Below are 14,338 nucleotides of genomic sequence, written 5' to 3' on the forward strand. Positions count from 1 at the left end.
ATGTGGGAGCGGGCTTGCTCGCGAAGAGGCCCTCAAAGTCAACCTAGATTCAATGTCTGATCAATTTCTCCTGCACCGCCTGCTGATCCAACTCGAGCAATATCTGTTGTTTACCCGCCACCATCACCGCCGCCGGCACCCCATCGCGATACACAACCCGATTACCGCTTACCGCGGGCACCTTGGCCCCCGGCAGCAGCGTACCGACCAGGTTCAACGGGTCGGCCCCACACACCGCGACCAAACTCCCATCATGGGGCCGTCTCCGGACCTCACGCAGCAACGGGATCGCCTCCGGCAACGCAAACTGCTCACCCGCCAACCCACTGACAAACCGCCCGCCACGAATCTCACCTCGCGCCTCCAGCCGGTGGAAGGTACGCAGTAACTCGCGCCAACTCGGCAGCCAATCCGCCTCGCGCTCCAGCAAACGCCAGAACACCACGCCATAACGGCGTAGCAGGGTCATTGCCACATGCTCCAGGGTTTCAGCCGAATGCGGGCCAGCGGCGGTCGACGAGCGGCGAATCAACGCCCAACGCCCGGCATCATCCATACCGCCGATAAACGCCCCGCGCCCACGCCGACTGCTGCGCGCCTGGCGCTTGCTGGCGGGCGTGGTCAGGGCGCGCAGCCCGGCGAAGCTGTCAGCATTCACCAAGCCGGCGCCTACCAGTTCCTGCAAGGCCGTTTCCAGTTCGCTGCGCAGCAAATGGGCTTCGTGTACCAGCTCATCGAAAAACAGTGCGCCCTGCTCGCGCAGGGCCAGGTGAACCTTCTGCGCCTTGGGCGACAACGAGGTGCTGTCGGTGGGCTCGGTCAGCCCGCTCCACAGCGCGACCTGGCTACGGGGTAGCAACACCACTGGTGTACTGCGCAACGCCATGGCGCTGGCCTTGTTGCTCAAACGCGTCCATACCAGCTTGCCGCTGCGGCACAGGTCATCGAGCCACGTGGGTGAGTAATCCTTGATGCGTGCGCTGAGCAGGTCAGTGTCCCAGGCCGACGTGGCGGCGGCATAGCCTTCGAACTGGCTGACTATCTGCACCAGCACAGCGCTGCCCTGGCCGCGGGTGCTCTCAGACAGGTGCTGCCAATCGAACAGAAAGCGCATGAAGTCCTGCAACGCCACCGGCTCGATTTCCCGGCGCAGGCGCTTGACCGTGTAGCGATGAATGCGCGCCAGCAAATGGCGTTCGCACCATTGCTCCTCACCCGCGCCGGGGGTGAAGTGGCCGCGCAGCACGTAGCCTTTCTGCTCCAGGCGTGCCAACGCCTGAGTGATCGCCGCCACCGGTAATGCCAAGGGCGCGGCGATCTCGATCAGGGTCAGCGGGCCAAACCCACTGAGACGCGCACGCAGCACTTCCACCAATGCCTCATCAAGGGTCCAAGGCTCATCGAAACCTGGGAGCAGCGGCAGGTCGTTAGGATAAATCGCCTGCAAACAACTCAAGCGCTCCACGGCGACCCAGATTCCATTGTGCAACTGATAGGCCCGCCCGGCCTTGGCCAAAGCCTGTAGCCATGCGGCCCATTGCGGCGTGACTTCGTTCACTGCGATGCACGCCAGGCTCATCAGCGCCTCATGCATTTCATCCAGGCCATTGGGCGCCGGCCAGGCTTCTTCGCGTACACCGGCGATGGCGTCGGCATCCAGTGCGCCCAGGTCGTCGGTGCTCTGTGGGTCGCTCCAACGGCGGTTGAGCACCGCCTGGGTGCGGCGTTCTTCCAGGGGCGCATCGTCGAGGAAGGTGTAGGGTTTAGCGCTGAGGATTTCTGCAGCCATGGGCGAGGGCGCGGGCAGGTCGCGGCTGATCAACCGCACGTCACCGCGCTCCATGCGCCGCAGCAACGCCAGCCAGGCGTCGCTGTCCATGGCTTCGTGCAGGCAGTCGTCGAGGGTCTGTTCCACCAGCGGGTGGTTGGGGATTTCGCGTTCGCCAGCGAGGTTTTCCAGGCAGGCGATCTGGTCGGGGAACACGCTGGCGATCAGGTCTTCGCTCTTCATGCGCTGGATCTGCGGCGCCACCTTGCGCCCGCCGGTATAACGCGGCAACGCCAGGGCCACGCCGGCATTCCAGCGCCAGCGCACGCCGAACAACGGCGCATCCAGCACAGCCTGGATCAGGATGTGTTCAGCACTGTTGCTGTTGAGGTAACGCCACACCTCATCCAGCGCGAAGCTGTGGCTGGTGGACAACGACAGTACGATGGCATTTTCACTGGCCGCCGCTTGCAGCTCGAAGTTGAACGTGCGGCAAAAACGCTTGCGCAGGGCCAAGCCCCAGGCTCTGTTGAGGCGGCTGCCAAACGGCGTGTGGATGATCAGTTGAGTGCCGCCGGACGCGTCGAAAAAACGCTCCATGATCAACGTGTCCTGGGACGGCAGGGCGCTCAGGGCCTGGCGCGTGCGGGCCAGGTAATCCAGTAGTTGCTCGGCGCTGGCACGATTGAGGCCCAAGGTGCCGGTGAGCCAGTCGAGGGCTGGTTGCAGGTTGCCGGGTGTGGCGCCGAGCAAGCTGTCCAACTGCCCTTGCAAGCGCGCCACGGCTATCGACAGCTCGTTGCTGCGCCCGGGCGCTTCACCCAGCCAGAACGGAATGGTTGGCGGCTGGCCCTGGGCGTCCTCGACCCGCACCTTACCGGCTTCCACCCGCAGGATGCGGTAGGAGGTGTTGCCGAGCTGGAAGATATCCCCTGCAATGCTTTCCACGGCGAAGTCTTCGTTGACGCTACCGATATTCAGGCTTTGCGGCTCCAGCAACACGCTGTAGTCGGCGTTGTCGGGGATGGTGCCGCCGCTGGTCACCGCCGTGAGCCTGGCGCCACGGCGGCCGCGCAGGGTATGGGTCACGGCGTCGCGGTGCAGGTAGGCGCTGCGCATGCCTTGGCGGCCGTTATAGCCTTCGCTGAGCATCTGCAACAGGGCCTGGTAGTGGCGCTCATCCAGTTCGGCGTAGGGCGCGGCGCGGTGGATAAGCTCCAGCAGCGCCTGTTCTGGCCACTCCCTGGCGCTGACCTCGGCGATGATCTGCTGGGCCAGCACGTCCAGCGGCGCCACGGGGATGTGCAAGGTGTCCAGCTCGCCACGGCGCACGCAATCGAGCAGGGCGGCGCATTCGATCAGGTCGTCGCGGGTAGTGGCGAACAGGCGCCCTTTGGGCGTGCCGCCGACCTGGTGCCCGGAGCGACCGACCCGTTGCAGAAAACCATTGATCGAACCGGGCGAGCCGATCTGGCAGACCAGATCCACCTCGCCGATATCTATCCCCAACTCCAGGGACGCGGTGGCGATCAACACCTGCAGTTCGCCAGCCTTGAGGCGTTGCTCGGCGTCCAGGCGCAGCTCCTTGGCCAGGCTGCCATGGTGGGCCGCCACGGCGGTCTTGCCCAGGCGCTCGCTCAAGTGGCGGGCCAGGCGTTCGGCCAGGCGTCGGGTGTTGACGAACACCAGCGTGGTGCGGTGCTCGCGGGCCAGTAGCGCGAGGCGGTCGTAAATCAGTTCCCACACATCGTTGGCCATCACCGCCGAAAGCGGCACCGGTGGTACTTCGATCGCCAGGTCGCGGGGGCGAGCGTGGCCGATATCGACGATGGCGCAATCACACCCGGTGCCGACCAAAAAGCGTGCGACGGCTTCGATGGGTTTTTGCGTGGCCGACAAACCGATGCGCGTCAACGGCTCGTCACACAGTGCTTGCAGGCGCTCCAGGCTTAGCGCCAGGTGACTGCCGCGCTTGCCGGCGGCGATGGCGTGGATTTCATCGACGATCACCGTGCGCGTGCTGGCGAGCATACGCCGGCCGGAATCCGAACCCAGCAGCACGTAGAGCGATTCCGGGGTAGTCACCAGGATATGCGGCGCGCGCTTGCGCATCTGCGTGCGGTCTTTTTGCGGGGTGTCGCCGGTGCGCACGGCGGTGCGGATGACCAGCGGTGGCAGGCCCAGCTTTTCAAGGTGCTCGGTTATGCCAGCCAACGGGGTTTGCAGGTTGATCTGGATGTCATTGGTAAGTGCCTTGAGCGGCGATACGTAGACCACCCGTGTTTCATCCGGCAGGTGCCCACCGTTGGCCAAGCCTTGATGCACCAGTTCGTCCAGCACCGCGAGAAAGGCGGTAAGGGTCTTGCCGGAACCGGTGGGCGCGGCGATCAGCGTTGAGCGGCGCTGGCGAATCAGGGGCCACGCCTGGGCCTGTGCGCCGGTCACCGAAGGGAAAGTGTTACGGAACCAGGTGCTGACGGCGGGGTGGAATCCGTCCAGTGCGCTGTTGGTTGATTCGGGACTGTTCATGTAGTGATTGATGCCACCTGCTCCAACAAGTTGCAAACACGTACTTTATCCGTGACGGTTGCGCTACAAACCCGCAAAATGCAACGATTCTGGAATAAACCTACGGCAAGGCTCACGCGCCTGCCGACAACAACCATCGTTCCAAACAGACCGGGCCTGCTCAATCTATGCGAATGCGCCTTATGTTACTGGGCGGCGGGAATGCCCTCGGGCAGGCGCTGATTCGCCTCGGTGCAGAGGAAGACATCGGTTTCCTCGCACCCAAACCGCCCCAAGACGGCTGGGATGCCGCGAGCCTCACCCAATTGCTCGACGACACCCGTCCCGATGCGTTGATCAACCTCGCCTACTATTTCGACTGGTTCCAGGCCGAAGCCGTGAGCGAAACCCGCCTGGCCAGCCAGGAATTCGCTATCGAGCGCTTGGCTGAACTGTGCCAACACCACAGCATCACCCTGTTGCAACCGTCCAGCTACCGCGTGTTCGATGGCTCCCGCGCCACCGCCTACAGCGAAAAAGACGAGCCGGTGCCCCTGGGCCTGCGCGGCCAGGCGTTATGGCGTATCGAACAAAGCGTGCGCGCCACCTGCCCGCAACATGTGCTGCTGCGGTTTGGCTGGTTGCTGGATGACAGTATCGACGGCACCCTCGGGCGTTTCCTGGCCCGGGCCGAGAAACCCGATGAGTTACTGATGGCGGACGACCGGCGCGGCAACCCGACCCCGGTAGACGATGCCGCACGGGTGATCATCTCGGTGCTCAAGCAGCTCGATTGCGCGGCGCCGCTGTGGGGCACCTACCACTACGCCGGGCATGAGGCGACTACGCCGCTGGCCCTGGGCCAGGCGATCCTCACCGAAGCGCGTAACTTCCACGCGCTGGCCATCGAGTCACCGACCGCCCAGGCCCACGCTGCCCGGCCGGATGCGGCGGACGAACCGCAGCACGCGGTGCTGGCCTGCAAGAAAATCCTCCACACCTTTGGTATCAAGCCCAGGGCGTGGCGGGCAGGGCTTCCGGCGCTATTGGATCGGTTCTACCGCCACAGCTGAAACACCACAAACCAAATGTGGGAGGGGGCTTGCTCCCGATAGCAGAGTGTCAGTCAACAGATTTATCGACTGGTCCACCGCTATCGGGAGCAAGCCCCCTCCCACATTGGTTTTGTAGTGGTCGTGAAATGTTGCTTAGAACTTGTAACCGATACCCACCATGTAAACCATCGGATCCACGTCCACATTGACCTTGGCCCGAGTGCCCTGGCCCAGTGCATTGTTATCCACAGTCGCCTTGGTGCTGATGTCGATATAGCGCGCCTGGGCGTTGATCATCCACTTGTCGTTGATCATGTAGTCGGCGCCGATCTGCGCGGCCCAGCCCCAGGAGTTCTCGGCCTTGAAGTTGCTGAAACCGGCTTGTTCGGCCCGACCGCCAACGTGTTCGTCGTAGATCCAGGTGTAGTTGATACCGGCGCCGACATACGGCTGGAAGGCCGACTTGTTGTCCAGCGGGTAGTACACGACGCTCAGGGTCGGCGGCAGGTGTTTGAGCGAGCCGAGCTTGCCGTTGGCGGCGCCGAGTGCGGTGTTCTTGATCTTCACGTCATGCTCGAAGGGCGTGGCCGCCAGCAATTCGATACCGACGTGGTCGGTAATCATGTAGGCGAAGTTCAAGCCCAGTTGCGTGTCGCTGCTCATGGTCGCCTTGCCGCCCAGGTTGGTGCCGGCCAGCGGGCCCTGGTCAACCTTGACTTTGCCGCTGTCGGCCTCTGGGTTGACGGTGATTGCACCGGCACGCACCAGAATATCGCCCGCTTGGTGAGCGTGTGCGACCGGGGCGACGAGGGCGAGCGCGAAGAGGGACGCGCCGAGCAGAGACTTGTTCATGGGAGCTCCAAAGGACGTTAAAAGTTGTACGTCCAATGGTAAAGATCGTTCCGTTCGGTCTGTTGACTCAGCTCAATGAAAGGGTGATCAGCGCTACTCCTGCAGCTCGTACATGTAAATCTTCTCGGCATCCATCTGGTAACCGGCGTCGGCCAGTTCACTCGACGACGGCTTGACCTGCATCGCGCCTTCGATCCAGTAAGGCTGATACAGCTCATCGAGTTTCACCCCGACCTCGCTTTTCACATGCACGATCTGGTTCGACGGCGGTGGCGGCACATGGATGCACGCGCCGAAATACGGTACCAGCAGAAATTCGGTGGTGCGGCCTTCCTCGTTGACTTCCAGCGGCACAATATACCCCGGCAGGCGGATGTGCTTTGCGTCGAGGCTCTGCACCACCGGCGCGTTGGGCAGGTCCTGCTTGGCCGCAGGCGCCGCTTCGACGGACAAGGCATCGGCCATGTTCGACAGGTCGTGCAGCGGTTTCATATTGGGGATTTCCGGCGGCGCATCCGGTGGGATCATCTCTTGCCAGGACAAGTCCCTGGGCTGCTCATCCGCCCACACGGGCACGCTGACCAGCAGCAATAGGGCAAACAGGGCACGACGCATCGAAGGCTTCCTCATAAACGAATGGACAGGCCGTCGGCCAAAGATTGTCGATAGGCGCGCCATGCAGGCACGCTGCCCATCAACAGCGCTGCGGCGAGGATACCGGCGAGCAGGGTCCATTCATATTCACTCGGCCACGACATCGGCAAGTCCAGGCCATAGTTGGCCTGCAAGTAACCCCGTGAGGCAGCGATGCACACGTACAGCAGACCCACGCCCGCCACCACGCCGGACAACGCCAGGGCGAAGGCTTCGAAGATCAGCAGCGTCGCGATATGCCACGGGCGTGCACCCACCGAACGCAGGATCGCCATTTCGCGGCGGCGTTCGTTGAGGCTGGTAAGGATCGCCGTGAGCATGCCGATCAAGCCGGTCAGCACCACGAACAGCGAGATCACGAACAGGGCTTTTTCGGCGGTGCCCATCATGCTCCACAGCTCTTGCAACGCCACGCCCGGCAGGATCGCCAGCATCGGCTCACCGCGGAACTCATTGATCTGCCGTTGCAGGGCAAAGGTGGAAATCTTGTTGTTCAGGCCAAGCATGAACGCGGTAATGGCTTGCGGGGTCAGGTCCATATTGCGCGCCTGGTCGGCGCTGATGCGGCCTTTGCCCTGGGCCGGCACACCGTTGTGCCAGTCGATATGGATCGCTTCCATGCCGCCCAGGCTGATATGCAGCGTGCGGTCTATCGGGGTGCCGGTGCGCTTGAGGATGCCGACCACGGTGAAGGGTTTGTCGTCGTGCTTGACCAGGCTGACCACCGCCACGCCGTGGGCAAGTACCAGCTTGTCGCCGAGCTTGTAATGCAGGGCGTCGGCGACTTCGGCGCCGAGCACCACTTCAAAAGGGTCGGTGGCGAAGGCGCGGCCGCTGGCCAGTTCGAGGTTTTGCTTGCGCCCGTACTGGTAGTGCTCGAAATAGGATTCGTTGGTGCCCATCACCCGGTAGCCGCGATGGGAGTCGCCGAGGGAAATCGGAATCGCCCATTTCACCTGGGGGCTGGCGGCGAAGTGCTCGTAGCTGTCCCAACGGATATTGTTGGTGGCGTTGCCAATGCGGAACACCGAGTACAGCAGCAGGTTCACCGAGCCGGAGCGGGCACCGACGATCAGGTCGGTACCGCTGATGGTGCTGGCGAAACTGTTGCGCGCCTCAACGCGCACGCGCTCCACCGCGAGCAACAAGCAAACGGACAGCGCGATAGCGAAGGCCGTGAGGATCGCGGTAAAGCGGCGGTTAGCCAGGCTGGCCATGGCTAGACGGAACAGATACATCTCAAACCTCTGCGGGCGTGGCGGCGCGATTGAGTTCGGCCAGCGACAGGTTGCGGTCGAACAGCGACGCCAGGCTCTGGTCATGGCTGACAAACAACAGGCTGGCGCCAGCGTCGCGGCATTCAGCGAACAGTAGCTGGATGAACGCTTCGCGGGCGTCGTAGTCCAGGGCTGACGTGGGTTCGTCAGCGATTACCAGCTCCGGTTGGCCGATCAACGCACGGGCAGCGGCCACCCGTTGTTGCTGGCCGATGGACAGCGAGTCGGCGCGGCGCTCCAGCAAGTTCTTGTCCTGCAAGCCCAGGTGCGCGAGCAAGGTCGCGGCTGCCTGGTCGACACTGCCATGGCGATGCTTGGCCCGCTGTGCGCGCAGCTTGGAAAAGTGGCAGGGCAACTCGACGTTTTCGCGCACCGACAGGAACGGCAGCAGGTTGAACTGCTGGAAGATGTAGCCCGTGTGGTCGACACGGAAACGATCACGGGCGCCGGCCGAGAGTTCGGTCAACTCCTGGCCGAGCAGGCGGATGCTGCCTTGGCTGGGTTTCTGCACACCCCCCAACAGCCCCAGCAGCGTGGTCTTGCCACTGCCGCTCGGGCCCTTGAGGAACAGGGTTTCCCCGGGCTCCAGACGGAACGTGGGGATGTCCAGCAACTGCGGGTGGCCTGGCCAGTTGAAGCCCAGGTCGGACAGTTCGATCAATGCGTGGGTCATGTGAACTCAGAACTTCAGGGTGGCTGCGGTGGCCGTTGCGTCAACACCTTGCTGGCCGCTTGGGCCGATCAGTTGTACCTGAATTTTCTGGGTAGCTGGGAAGGTCTTGAACACTTGGCTCAGATCGAGGTTGCCCAGGGCTGTCGGCGTGGCGCAAGTGAACTGGTAGTGGGCGTGGATCTCGCTATGGTCGTGATGGTGTTCGTGGGCGGCAGCGCCTTTGCCATCGGTGGCGTGGTCGTCTTCGTCATGATCGGCCTGCGGTTTGTCGCCAAACAGCGGGCTGTTGAGCGCCTGGCTGCTGACCACGCAACCGGCGGCCTTGGGCAGGTTGAACAGGGCCAGTGGGTTTTCAAGCTGTTTGCGCGCGGCGGCGACCTTGGCTTTGTCCGCAGCGCTGGTGGCCACATGCTCGAAACCCACCAGGTTCATGGCCGGGCTTTCCAGCTCCAGCTCCAGGGCTTGGCCGTCCAGTACGGCATTGACGCGGCCGACACCGTGTTCATGGGCGCCGAGGCTGCCGTGCTCGTGGTCATGGTCTTCGTGAGCATGAGCGACAGCCAGTGGCAGCAGGGCAAACGGCAAAGCGAGCAGCAAACGGCGCATGAGAGAGCTCCAGGATGAAAGTTTTGTTATGTGATCTTATAACAATAATCTCGAGAGTTTGACCGCCCGCTTGGTGTTGCGCAAGCTGCATGGGAGCATGCCCGTCAGAAAAATGCAGGAGTAAGGACGATGTTGCGAATTCGTGGAACCATCGGCGACCTGCCGGTGGACTTGACCCTGGAGCTGGACGACGGCGATTGGGCACGGCTGGGCGCACAACTACAAGCAGCCCCAACGCCAAGCGCGCCAACCGTGGCGCCGGTGAAACAGAGCGAGGACCTGTGGCAGAACGCCCAGGATTTGCTGCGCAAGGCCGGGCAACTCAATGGCCTGGAATTGCTCGATCAACTGGAAGGGTTGGCCGGCGATGCCGGGGCGGGCAAGCGCCTGTTGGTGCGCTTGCGTCATAGCGCCAAGGTGAAGGTGAGCAGCGGCGGGGATACGCCGCTGTACAGTTGGATCGGTGATTAGTACAGCGCAGCAAACAACTTGCGGCGGTACACCGTAACCAGCGGGTGATCATTGCCCAGCAGTTCGAATACCTGTAGCAAGGTCTTGTGGGGCAAGCCCTCGTTGTAGCTGCGGTTGCGGATAAACAACTTGAGCAAACCTTCCAATGCCGCGTCGTATTGCTGGCGCGCCAGTTGCTGGATCGCCAACTGATAGGCCGCTTCGTCGTCCTGCGGGTTTTGCGCCAGGCGACTTTTCAGCTCAGCGGCGTCCGGCAAATCCGCAGCCTGGCGCAGGAAGGTGATTTGCGCCTTGGCCCCGGCCAGGGCGGCCTTGTGGTCGTCGCCCTTCACCGCGTCGAGCACGGCCTGGGCTTCACCCAACTCACCGCGCTCAGCCAGGCAGCGTGCGTACAGGATCAGGGCTGCGGCGTTGGTATTGTCCTCGCCCAATAGCGCCACCAACAGCGCTTCGGCTTCGCTGATACGCCCTTCGCTGAACAACGCCTGGGCCTGTTCCAGCGGGTCTGCCGCAGCCGGTGGCGGCATCTGCACATGGGGCTCGAGCATCGCCCGCACCGCCGACTCCGGTTGTGCCCCGGCAAACCCGTCCACTGGCTGGCCATCCTTGAACAGCACCACCGTCGGCAGGCTCTGAATGCCAAAACGCGCCACGATGTCCTGTTCGGCCTCGCAATCGACCTTGGCCAACAGCAACTCGCCCTGATAACTCTCGGCAATCTGCGCCAGCATCGGCATCAGCGCCTTGCACGGCGCGCACCACTCGGCCCAGAAATCGACCAGTACAGGCTTTTCGAAGGAGTTCTGGATGACTGCCTGGTCGAAGTTGGCGGTGGTGACATCGAAGATGTACGGCGTGGGCTCACTCATGGGGCGTCTCGAATAAAGCGGGAATGGGGGCAACTATAAGGTCTGGCGCCGCGAATGGTACAGGCTCACCTTGCGAAACTCCCAAGGCTCGGCCAAGTCCGGCAGGGTCAGTGCGTCCAGTATCTCCAGGCGTTGATAATGCGGGTGCTGGAAATCCCGCACTCGCGAATCCGCCACCAGTGCTTCGCGGCCACGGGTGAGGAATTGATCCAGCAGTGGCAGGTTGGCGCGGTCGTAGAGCACGTCGGCCACCAGGATCAGGTCGAAGCGGTCGGCTTCGGCGAAGAAGTCCTCTGAGTAGCCAAGCTCCACCGCGTTGAGTTCGGCGTTCGCACGGCAAGACTCCAGGGCCAGCGGGTCCAGGTCACAGGCCACCACTTCCAGGGCGCCCGCTTTTACCGCGGCAATCCCGGCCACGCCGGAACCGGCGCCGAAATCCAGTACGCGTTTGCCGGCGACCCACTCGGGATGCGCCGCCAGGTAGCGCGCCAACGCCAGGCCGCTGGCCCAGCAAAAACTCCAGTAGGGCGGCTCATGCAGGATGCGCCGGGTTTCTTCCTGGCTGAAGGCACGGTCCATATTATCGGCGTCGAGCAGCCACAGGGACAATTCGGTGCCCGGCAGCGGGCTGGGCACCAATTGCGCGTCGCCGATCAGCTCGCTCAGGGCACGTTGCAGGCCCAGCGGTGGCGTCATGGCGCCTTGACGAGTTGCAGGGGGCCAGTGCTCTGGGTGATCGCTTGGGTAACGCGCACGGCGGGCAGGTGCAGGATCAACTGGCCGGACTGGCTGGCGCGACCGCGCAGTTCAACCCGTGCACCGGCCGGGAAGGCTTCAGGGTTGAAACGCAGGCGGAAGGCCAGGGGCTTGCCGTTGCCGCTCAGCACACTGCTGGCGAGCAGTTGTTGCGGGCGCGAGCGGTCGTCGATCACCAGCAGCGCCATTTCGACTTCGGCGCCAGCGGGCACGTTGGTCAGGCTGCCGCTGATTTCCCGTTGAAAGGCGGGCAGGGGGCCGAGGTCTTCAATGCCTGGGACTTTTTTCTCTTGCGCGGGTGTCGGTTGAGGCGCGGCCGGCTTGGGGGCCTCGCTGCTGCAGGCGACCAGAAAACTGAACAGGGTGAGCACAACGAGTGGTCGTAACTGCATGTACGGCTCCAGAAAGGACAAAATCCGTGGCTTAAAAATATGAAACATATAAGCCTGCCTATATACCGTAAAGGCTATGGCTTGTCTTGCCACGGGGATGCGCTACCATGGCCCTCCCATTTTTTGTTGCCTGCCAACCATGCACTGTCCCTTCTGCGGTGCCAACGACACCAAGGTCATTGACTCGCGTCTGGTCGCCGAGGGCGATCAAGTGCGTCGCCGGCGCGAATGCCTGGCCTGTGGTGAACGTTTCACCACCTTCGAAACCGCCGAACTGGTACTGCCCCGTCTGATCAAGTCCGACGGCAGCCGCCAGCCTTTCGACGAAGAAAAACTGCGCGCCGGTATGCAGCGCGCCCTGGAAAAACGCCCGGTGAGTGTCGAGCGCCTGGAAGCGGCGCTGGCGCATATCAAGCACCAGCTGCGGGCGACCGGCGAGCGCGAGGTCAAGAGCCTGGTCGTCGGTGAGCTGGTGATGGGCGAGCTGCAAAAGCTCGACGAAGTCGCCTATATCCGTTTTGCCTCGGTGTATCGACGCTTCCAGGACCTCAATGAGTTCCGCGAAGAGATCGACCGCCTGGCCCGTGAGCCGGTGAAAAAATGAACCCACCTAGCGCTGAACAGGCGGTCCTCGACGCCCATTACATGGCCCGCGCCCTCGAATTGGCGCGCAAGGGTCTGTACACCACCCACCCCAACCCGCGGGTTGGCTGCGTGATTGTGCGTGACGGGCAGATTGTCGGCGAAGGCTGGCATGAGCGCACCGGCGAGCCCCATGCCGAGCCGAACGCCTTGCGCGCCGCTGGCGACAAGGCCCGGGGCGCGACGGTGTACGTCACTCTTGAACCGTGCAGCCATCATGGCCGTACGCCGCCTTGCGCCGATGCACTGGTGACGGCCGGCGTGGCGCGGGTTGTCGCAGGCATGCAGGACCCCAACCCGGAAGTGGCCGGGCGCGGCATGCAGCGCCTGGCCCAGGCCGGTATCGAGGTGCGCAGCGGTGTGCTGGAAGCTGAGGCGCGGGCGCTTAACCCCGGTTTCCTCAAGCGCATGGAACACGGCCTGCCGTTTGTGCGGGTCAAGTTGGCGATGAGCCTGGACGGCCGCACGGCGATGGCCAGTGGCGAAAGCCAATGGATCACCGGCCCCGCTGCCCGCGCTGCGGTACAACGCCTGCGCGCCCAGGCCAGTGTGGTGCTGACCGGTGCCGACACGGTATTGGCCGATGGTGCCCGCCTGACCGTACGCGCCGCCGAACTGGGCCTGGATGAAGCAACCACTGCCCTGGCCATGTCACGCCCACCGCTGCGTGTGCTGATCGACGGTCGTTTGCGGGTGCCGCTCAATGCTCCGTTTTTCAAGGCTGGCCCGGCATTGGTCATCACCTGCGTCACCGCGCAAAACCAGTACCCCCGTGGCCCCGAGTGCCTGGTGGTACCGGGCGTGGAAGGCCAGGTTGACTTGCGCTCGGCGCTGGTCGCCCTCGCGGCCCGTGGCGTCAACGACGTATTGGTGGAGGCCGGCCCAAGCCTGGCGGGTGCATTTGCCCAACAAGGCCTGGTGGATGAGTACGTGATATTCATCGCCGGCAAGTTCCTCGGCTCTGCCGCCCGGCCTTTACTGGACTGGCCGCTCGAGAAGCTCGCCGATGCCCCCCAACTCAAGATCACTGAAATGCGCGCTGTAGGCGACGACTGGCGAGTCACTGCCATTCCCGTCCCGGCAGCGAGCGTATAATTCCCGGCCTGCGCTTGAGCGTCAGCCCCTCGTTTTCAGGAGAACGAAATGTTCACCGGCATTATCGAATCCATCGGCAGCATCCGTGCAATGACCCCCAAAGGCGGCGATGTCCGCCTGCTGGTTGAAACCGGCAAGCTGGACCTCGGCGACGTCAAGCTGGGCGACAGCATCGCCGTCAGCGGCGTGTGCCTGACCGTCATCGAGTTGCCGGGAAACGGCTTTGCCGCCGATGTCAGCCGAGAAACCCTGGACTGCACCGCGATGAACGACCTCAAAGCCGGCAGCCCGGTCAACCTGGAAAAAGCCCTGACGCCTACCATCCGTCTGGGTGGTCACTTGGTCAGCGGCCATGTCGACGGTGTCGGCGAAGTGGTGGCCCGCAGCGAAAATGCCCGCGCTGTTGAGTTTCGCATCCGCGCGCCGAAAGAGCTGGCCAAGTACATCGCCCACAAAGGCTCGATCACCGTCGATGGCACCAGCCTGACCGTGAACGCCGTGAATGGCGCCGAATTTGAACTGACCATCATTCCCCACACCCTCAGCGAAACCATCATGGCCTTGTACCAGCCGGGTCGCCGGGTGAACCTGGAAGTGGACTTGCTTGCCCGTTACCTGGAGCGCCTGCTTATGGGCGACAAGGCCGCAGAGCCTGCATCTGGGAACATCACCGAAAGTTTTCTGGCCGCTAACGGCTACCTGAAATCCTGACCAAGGGGG

Annotated in this window: 14 protein-coding genes; 5 read left to right on the forward strand and 9 right to left on the reverse strand. The window is 63.2% G+C overall.

Going from position 1 to position 14,338, the window contains the following annotated elements:
• Window positions 1-49: 49 nt before the first annotated feature.
• The gene (locus tag JFT66_RS14810; protein ID WP_198859528.1) at window positions 50-4,297 is read right to left on the reverse strand and encodes a DEAD/DEAH box helicase; all 4,248 of its coding nucleotides are present in this window, start codon (window positions 4,295-4,297) and stop codon (window positions 50-52) included.
• Window positions 4,298-4,464: 167 nt separating this feature from the next.
• Here JFT66_RS14810 and JFT66_RS14815 point away from each other — a divergent pair, with 167 nt between their 5' ends.
• Window positions 4,465-5,349, forward strand: coding sequence for a sugar nucleotide-binding protein (locus JFT66_RS14815; protein WP_034116035.1), 885 nt, complete (start codon window positions 4,465-4,467; stop codon window positions 5,347-5,349).
• 135 nt (window positions 5,350-5,484) lie between these two features.
• On the opposite strand, the gene JFT66_RS14820 is transcribed toward JFT66_RS14815, so the two are convergent.
• From JFT66_RS14820 to JFT66_RS14840, 5 genes are all read right to left on the reverse strand, one after another.
• Window positions 5,485-6,183: an OmpW/AlkL family protein gene (locus tag JFT66_RS14820; RefSeq protein ID WP_034116034.1), complete on the reverse strand. Its 699-nt coding sequence runs from the start codon at window positions 6,181-6,183 to the stop codon at window positions 5,485-5,487.
• 93 nt (window positions 6,184-6,276) lie between these two features.
• Window positions 6,277-6,798, reverse strand: coding sequence for a DUF3299 domain-containing protein (locus JFT66_RS14825; RefSeq protein WP_034116033.1), 522 nt, complete (start codon window positions 6,796-6,798; stop codon window positions 6,277-6,279).
• A gap of 11 nt (window positions 6,799-6,809) precedes the next feature.
• Window positions 6,810-8,075 (reverse strand): ABC transporter permease, encoded by a 1,266-nt coding sequence (locus JFT66_RS14830; RefSeq protein ID WP_034116032.1) that lies wholly within the window; start codon window positions 8,073-8,075, stop codon window positions 6,810-6,812.
• A 1-nt stretch (window position 8,076) separates the two neighbouring features.
• Complete coding sequence (locus tag JFT66_RS14835; protein WP_198859529.1) at window positions 8,077-8,787, reverse strand: ABC transporter ATP-binding protein; 711 nt, start codon at window positions 8,785-8,787, stop codon at window positions 8,077-8,079.
• Window positions 8,788-8,793: 6 nt separating this feature from the next.
• The gene (locus JFT66_RS14840) at window positions 8,794-9,393 is read right to left on the reverse strand and encodes a DUF2796 domain-containing protein (protein WP_153839497.1); all 600 of its coding nucleotides are present in this window, start codon (window positions 9,391-9,393) and stop codon (window positions 8,794-8,796) included.
• Window positions 9,394-9,522: 129 nt separating this feature from the next.
• On the opposite strand from JFT66_RS14840, the gene JFT66_RS14845 reads away from it, so the two are divergent.
• Window positions 9,523-9,864, forward strand: coding sequence for a hypothetical protein (locus JFT66_RS14845; protein WP_034116029.1), 342 nt, complete (start codon window positions 9,523-9,525; stop codon window positions 9,862-9,864).
• On the opposite strand, the gene trxA is transcribed toward JFT66_RS14845, so the two are convergent.
• From trxA to JFT66_RS14860, 3 genes are read right to left on the reverse strand one after another with little or no spacing between them, the layout of a single operon-like run.
• Window positions 9,861-10,733 carry a thioredoxin gene (gene trxA, locus JFT66_RS14850; RefSeq protein ID WP_153839496.1) on the reverse strand — a complete coding sequence of 291 codons (873 nt, stop codon included), beginning with the start codon at window positions 10,731-10,733 and terminating at the stop codon, window positions 9,861-9,863. The genes JFT66_RS14845 and trxA overlap by 4 nt on opposite strands.
• 33 nt (window positions 10,734-10,766) lie before the next feature.
• Window positions 10,767-11,429, reverse strand: coding sequence for a class I SAM-dependent methyltransferase (locus JFT66_RS14855; RefSeq protein ID WP_034116027.1), 663 nt, complete (start codon window positions 11,427-11,429; stop codon window positions 10,767-10,769).
• Window positions 11,426-11,881: a YbaY family lipoprotein gene (locus JFT66_RS14860; protein WP_034116026.1), complete on the reverse strand. Its 456-nt coding sequence runs from the start codon at window positions 11,879-11,881 to the stop codon at window positions 11,426-11,428. The genes JFT66_RS14855 and JFT66_RS14860 overlap by 4 nt, the downstream gene beginning before the upstream one ends.
• 139 nt (window positions 11,882-12,020) lie before the next feature.
• Here JFT66_RS14860 and nrdR point away from each other — a divergent pair, with 139 nt between their 5' ends.
• Genes nrdR through JFT66_RS14875 form a run of 3 tightly spaced genes read left to right on the forward strand, consistent with a single transcriptional unit; the run spans window position 12,021 to window position 14,329 of the window.
• Window positions 12,021-12,485 carry a transcriptional regulator NrdR gene (gene nrdR / locus JFT66_RS14865; protein ID WP_034116025.1) on the forward strand — a complete coding sequence of 155 codons (465 nt, stop codon included), beginning with the start codon at window positions 12,021-12,023 and terminating at the stop codon, window positions 12,483-12,485.
• Window positions 12,482-13,618, forward strand: a complete 1,137-nt coding sequence (gene ribD / locus JFT66_RS14870; RefSeq protein WP_034116024.1) for a bifunctional diaminohydroxyphosphoribosylaminopyrimidine deaminase/5-amino-6-(5-phosphoribosylamino)uracil reductase RibD — start codon at window positions 12,482-12,484, stop codon at window positions 13,616-13,618. Before nrdR ends, ribD begins: the two co-directional genes overlap by 4 nt.
• A 48-nt stretch (window positions 13,619-13,666) precedes the next feature.
• Window positions 13,667-14,329 carry a riboflavin synthase gene (locus JFT66_RS14875; protein ID WP_198859530.1) on the forward strand — a complete coding sequence of 221 codons (663 nt, stop codon included), beginning with the start codon at window positions 13,667-13,669 and terminating at the stop codon, window positions 14,327-14,329.
• The last annotated feature ends 9 nt before the right edge of the window (window positions 14,330-14,338 follow it).

Origin of the sequence: Pseudomonas sp. MF6755, assembly GCF_016405635.1 — a bacterium.
Classification (GTDB): domain Bacteria; phylum Pseudomonadota; class Gammaproteobacteria; order Pseudomonadales; family Pseudomonadaceae; genus Aquipseudomonas; species Aquipseudomonas haemolytica.

Excerpts from the sequence above, each read along its gene's own strand:
- JFT66_RS14810 (WP_198859528.1), bottom strand. The coding sequence starts at position 4,297 with ATGAACAGTCCCGAATCAACCAACAGCGCACTGGACGGATTCCACCCC.
- JFT66_RS14815 (WP_034116035.1), top strand. The coding sequence starts at position 4,465 with ATGCGAATGCGCCTTATGTTACTGGGCGGCGGGAATGCCCTCGGGCAG.
- JFT66_RS14820 (WP_034116034.1), bottom strand. The coding sequence starts at position 6,183 with ATGAACAAGTCTCTGCTCGGCGCGTCCCTCTTCGCGCTCGCCCTCGTC.
- JFT66_RS14825 (WP_034116033.1), bottom strand. The coding sequence starts at position 6,798 with ATGCGTCGTGCCCTGTTTGCCCTATTGCTGCTGGTCAGCGTGCCCGTG.
- JFT66_RS14830 (WP_034116032.1), bottom strand. The coding sequence starts at position 8,075 with ATGTATCTGTTCCGTCTAGCCATGGCCAGCCTGGCTAACCGCCGCTTT.
- JFT66_RS14835 (WP_198859529.1), bottom strand. The coding sequence starts at position 8,787 with ATGACCCACGCATTGATCGAACTGTCCGACCTGGGCTTCAACTGGCCA.
- JFT66_RS14840 (WP_153839497.1), bottom strand. The coding sequence starts at position 9,393 with ATGCGCCGTTTGCTGCTCGCTTTGCCGTTTGCCCTGCTGCCACTGGCT.
- JFT66_RS14845 (WP_034116029.1), top strand. The coding sequence starts at position 9,523 with ATGTTGCGAATTCGTGGAACCATCGGCGACCTGCCGGTGGACTTGACC.
- trxA (WP_153839496.1), bottom strand. The coding sequence starts at position 10,733 with ATGAGTGAGCCCACGCCGTACATCTTCGATGTCACCACCGCCAACTTC.
- JFT66_RS14855 (WP_034116027.1), bottom strand. The coding sequence starts at position 11,429 with ATGACGCCACCGCTGGGCCTGCAACGTGCCCTGAGCGAGCTGATCGGC.
- JFT66_RS14860 (WP_034116026.1), bottom strand. The coding sequence starts at position 11,881 with ATGCAGTTACGACCACTCGTTGTGCTCACCCTGTTCAGTTTTCTGGTC.
- nrdR (WP_034116025.1), top strand. The coding sequence starts at position 12,021 with ATGCACTGTCCCTTCTGCGGTGCCAACGACACCAAGGTCATTGACTCG.
- ribD (WP_034116024.1), top strand. The coding sequence starts at position 12,482 with ATGAACCCACCTAGCGCTGAACAGGCGGTCCTCGACGCCCATTACATG.
- JFT66_RS14875 (WP_198859530.1), top strand. The coding sequence starts at position 13,667 with ATGTTCACCGGCATTATCGAATCCATCGGCAGCATCCGTGCAATGACC.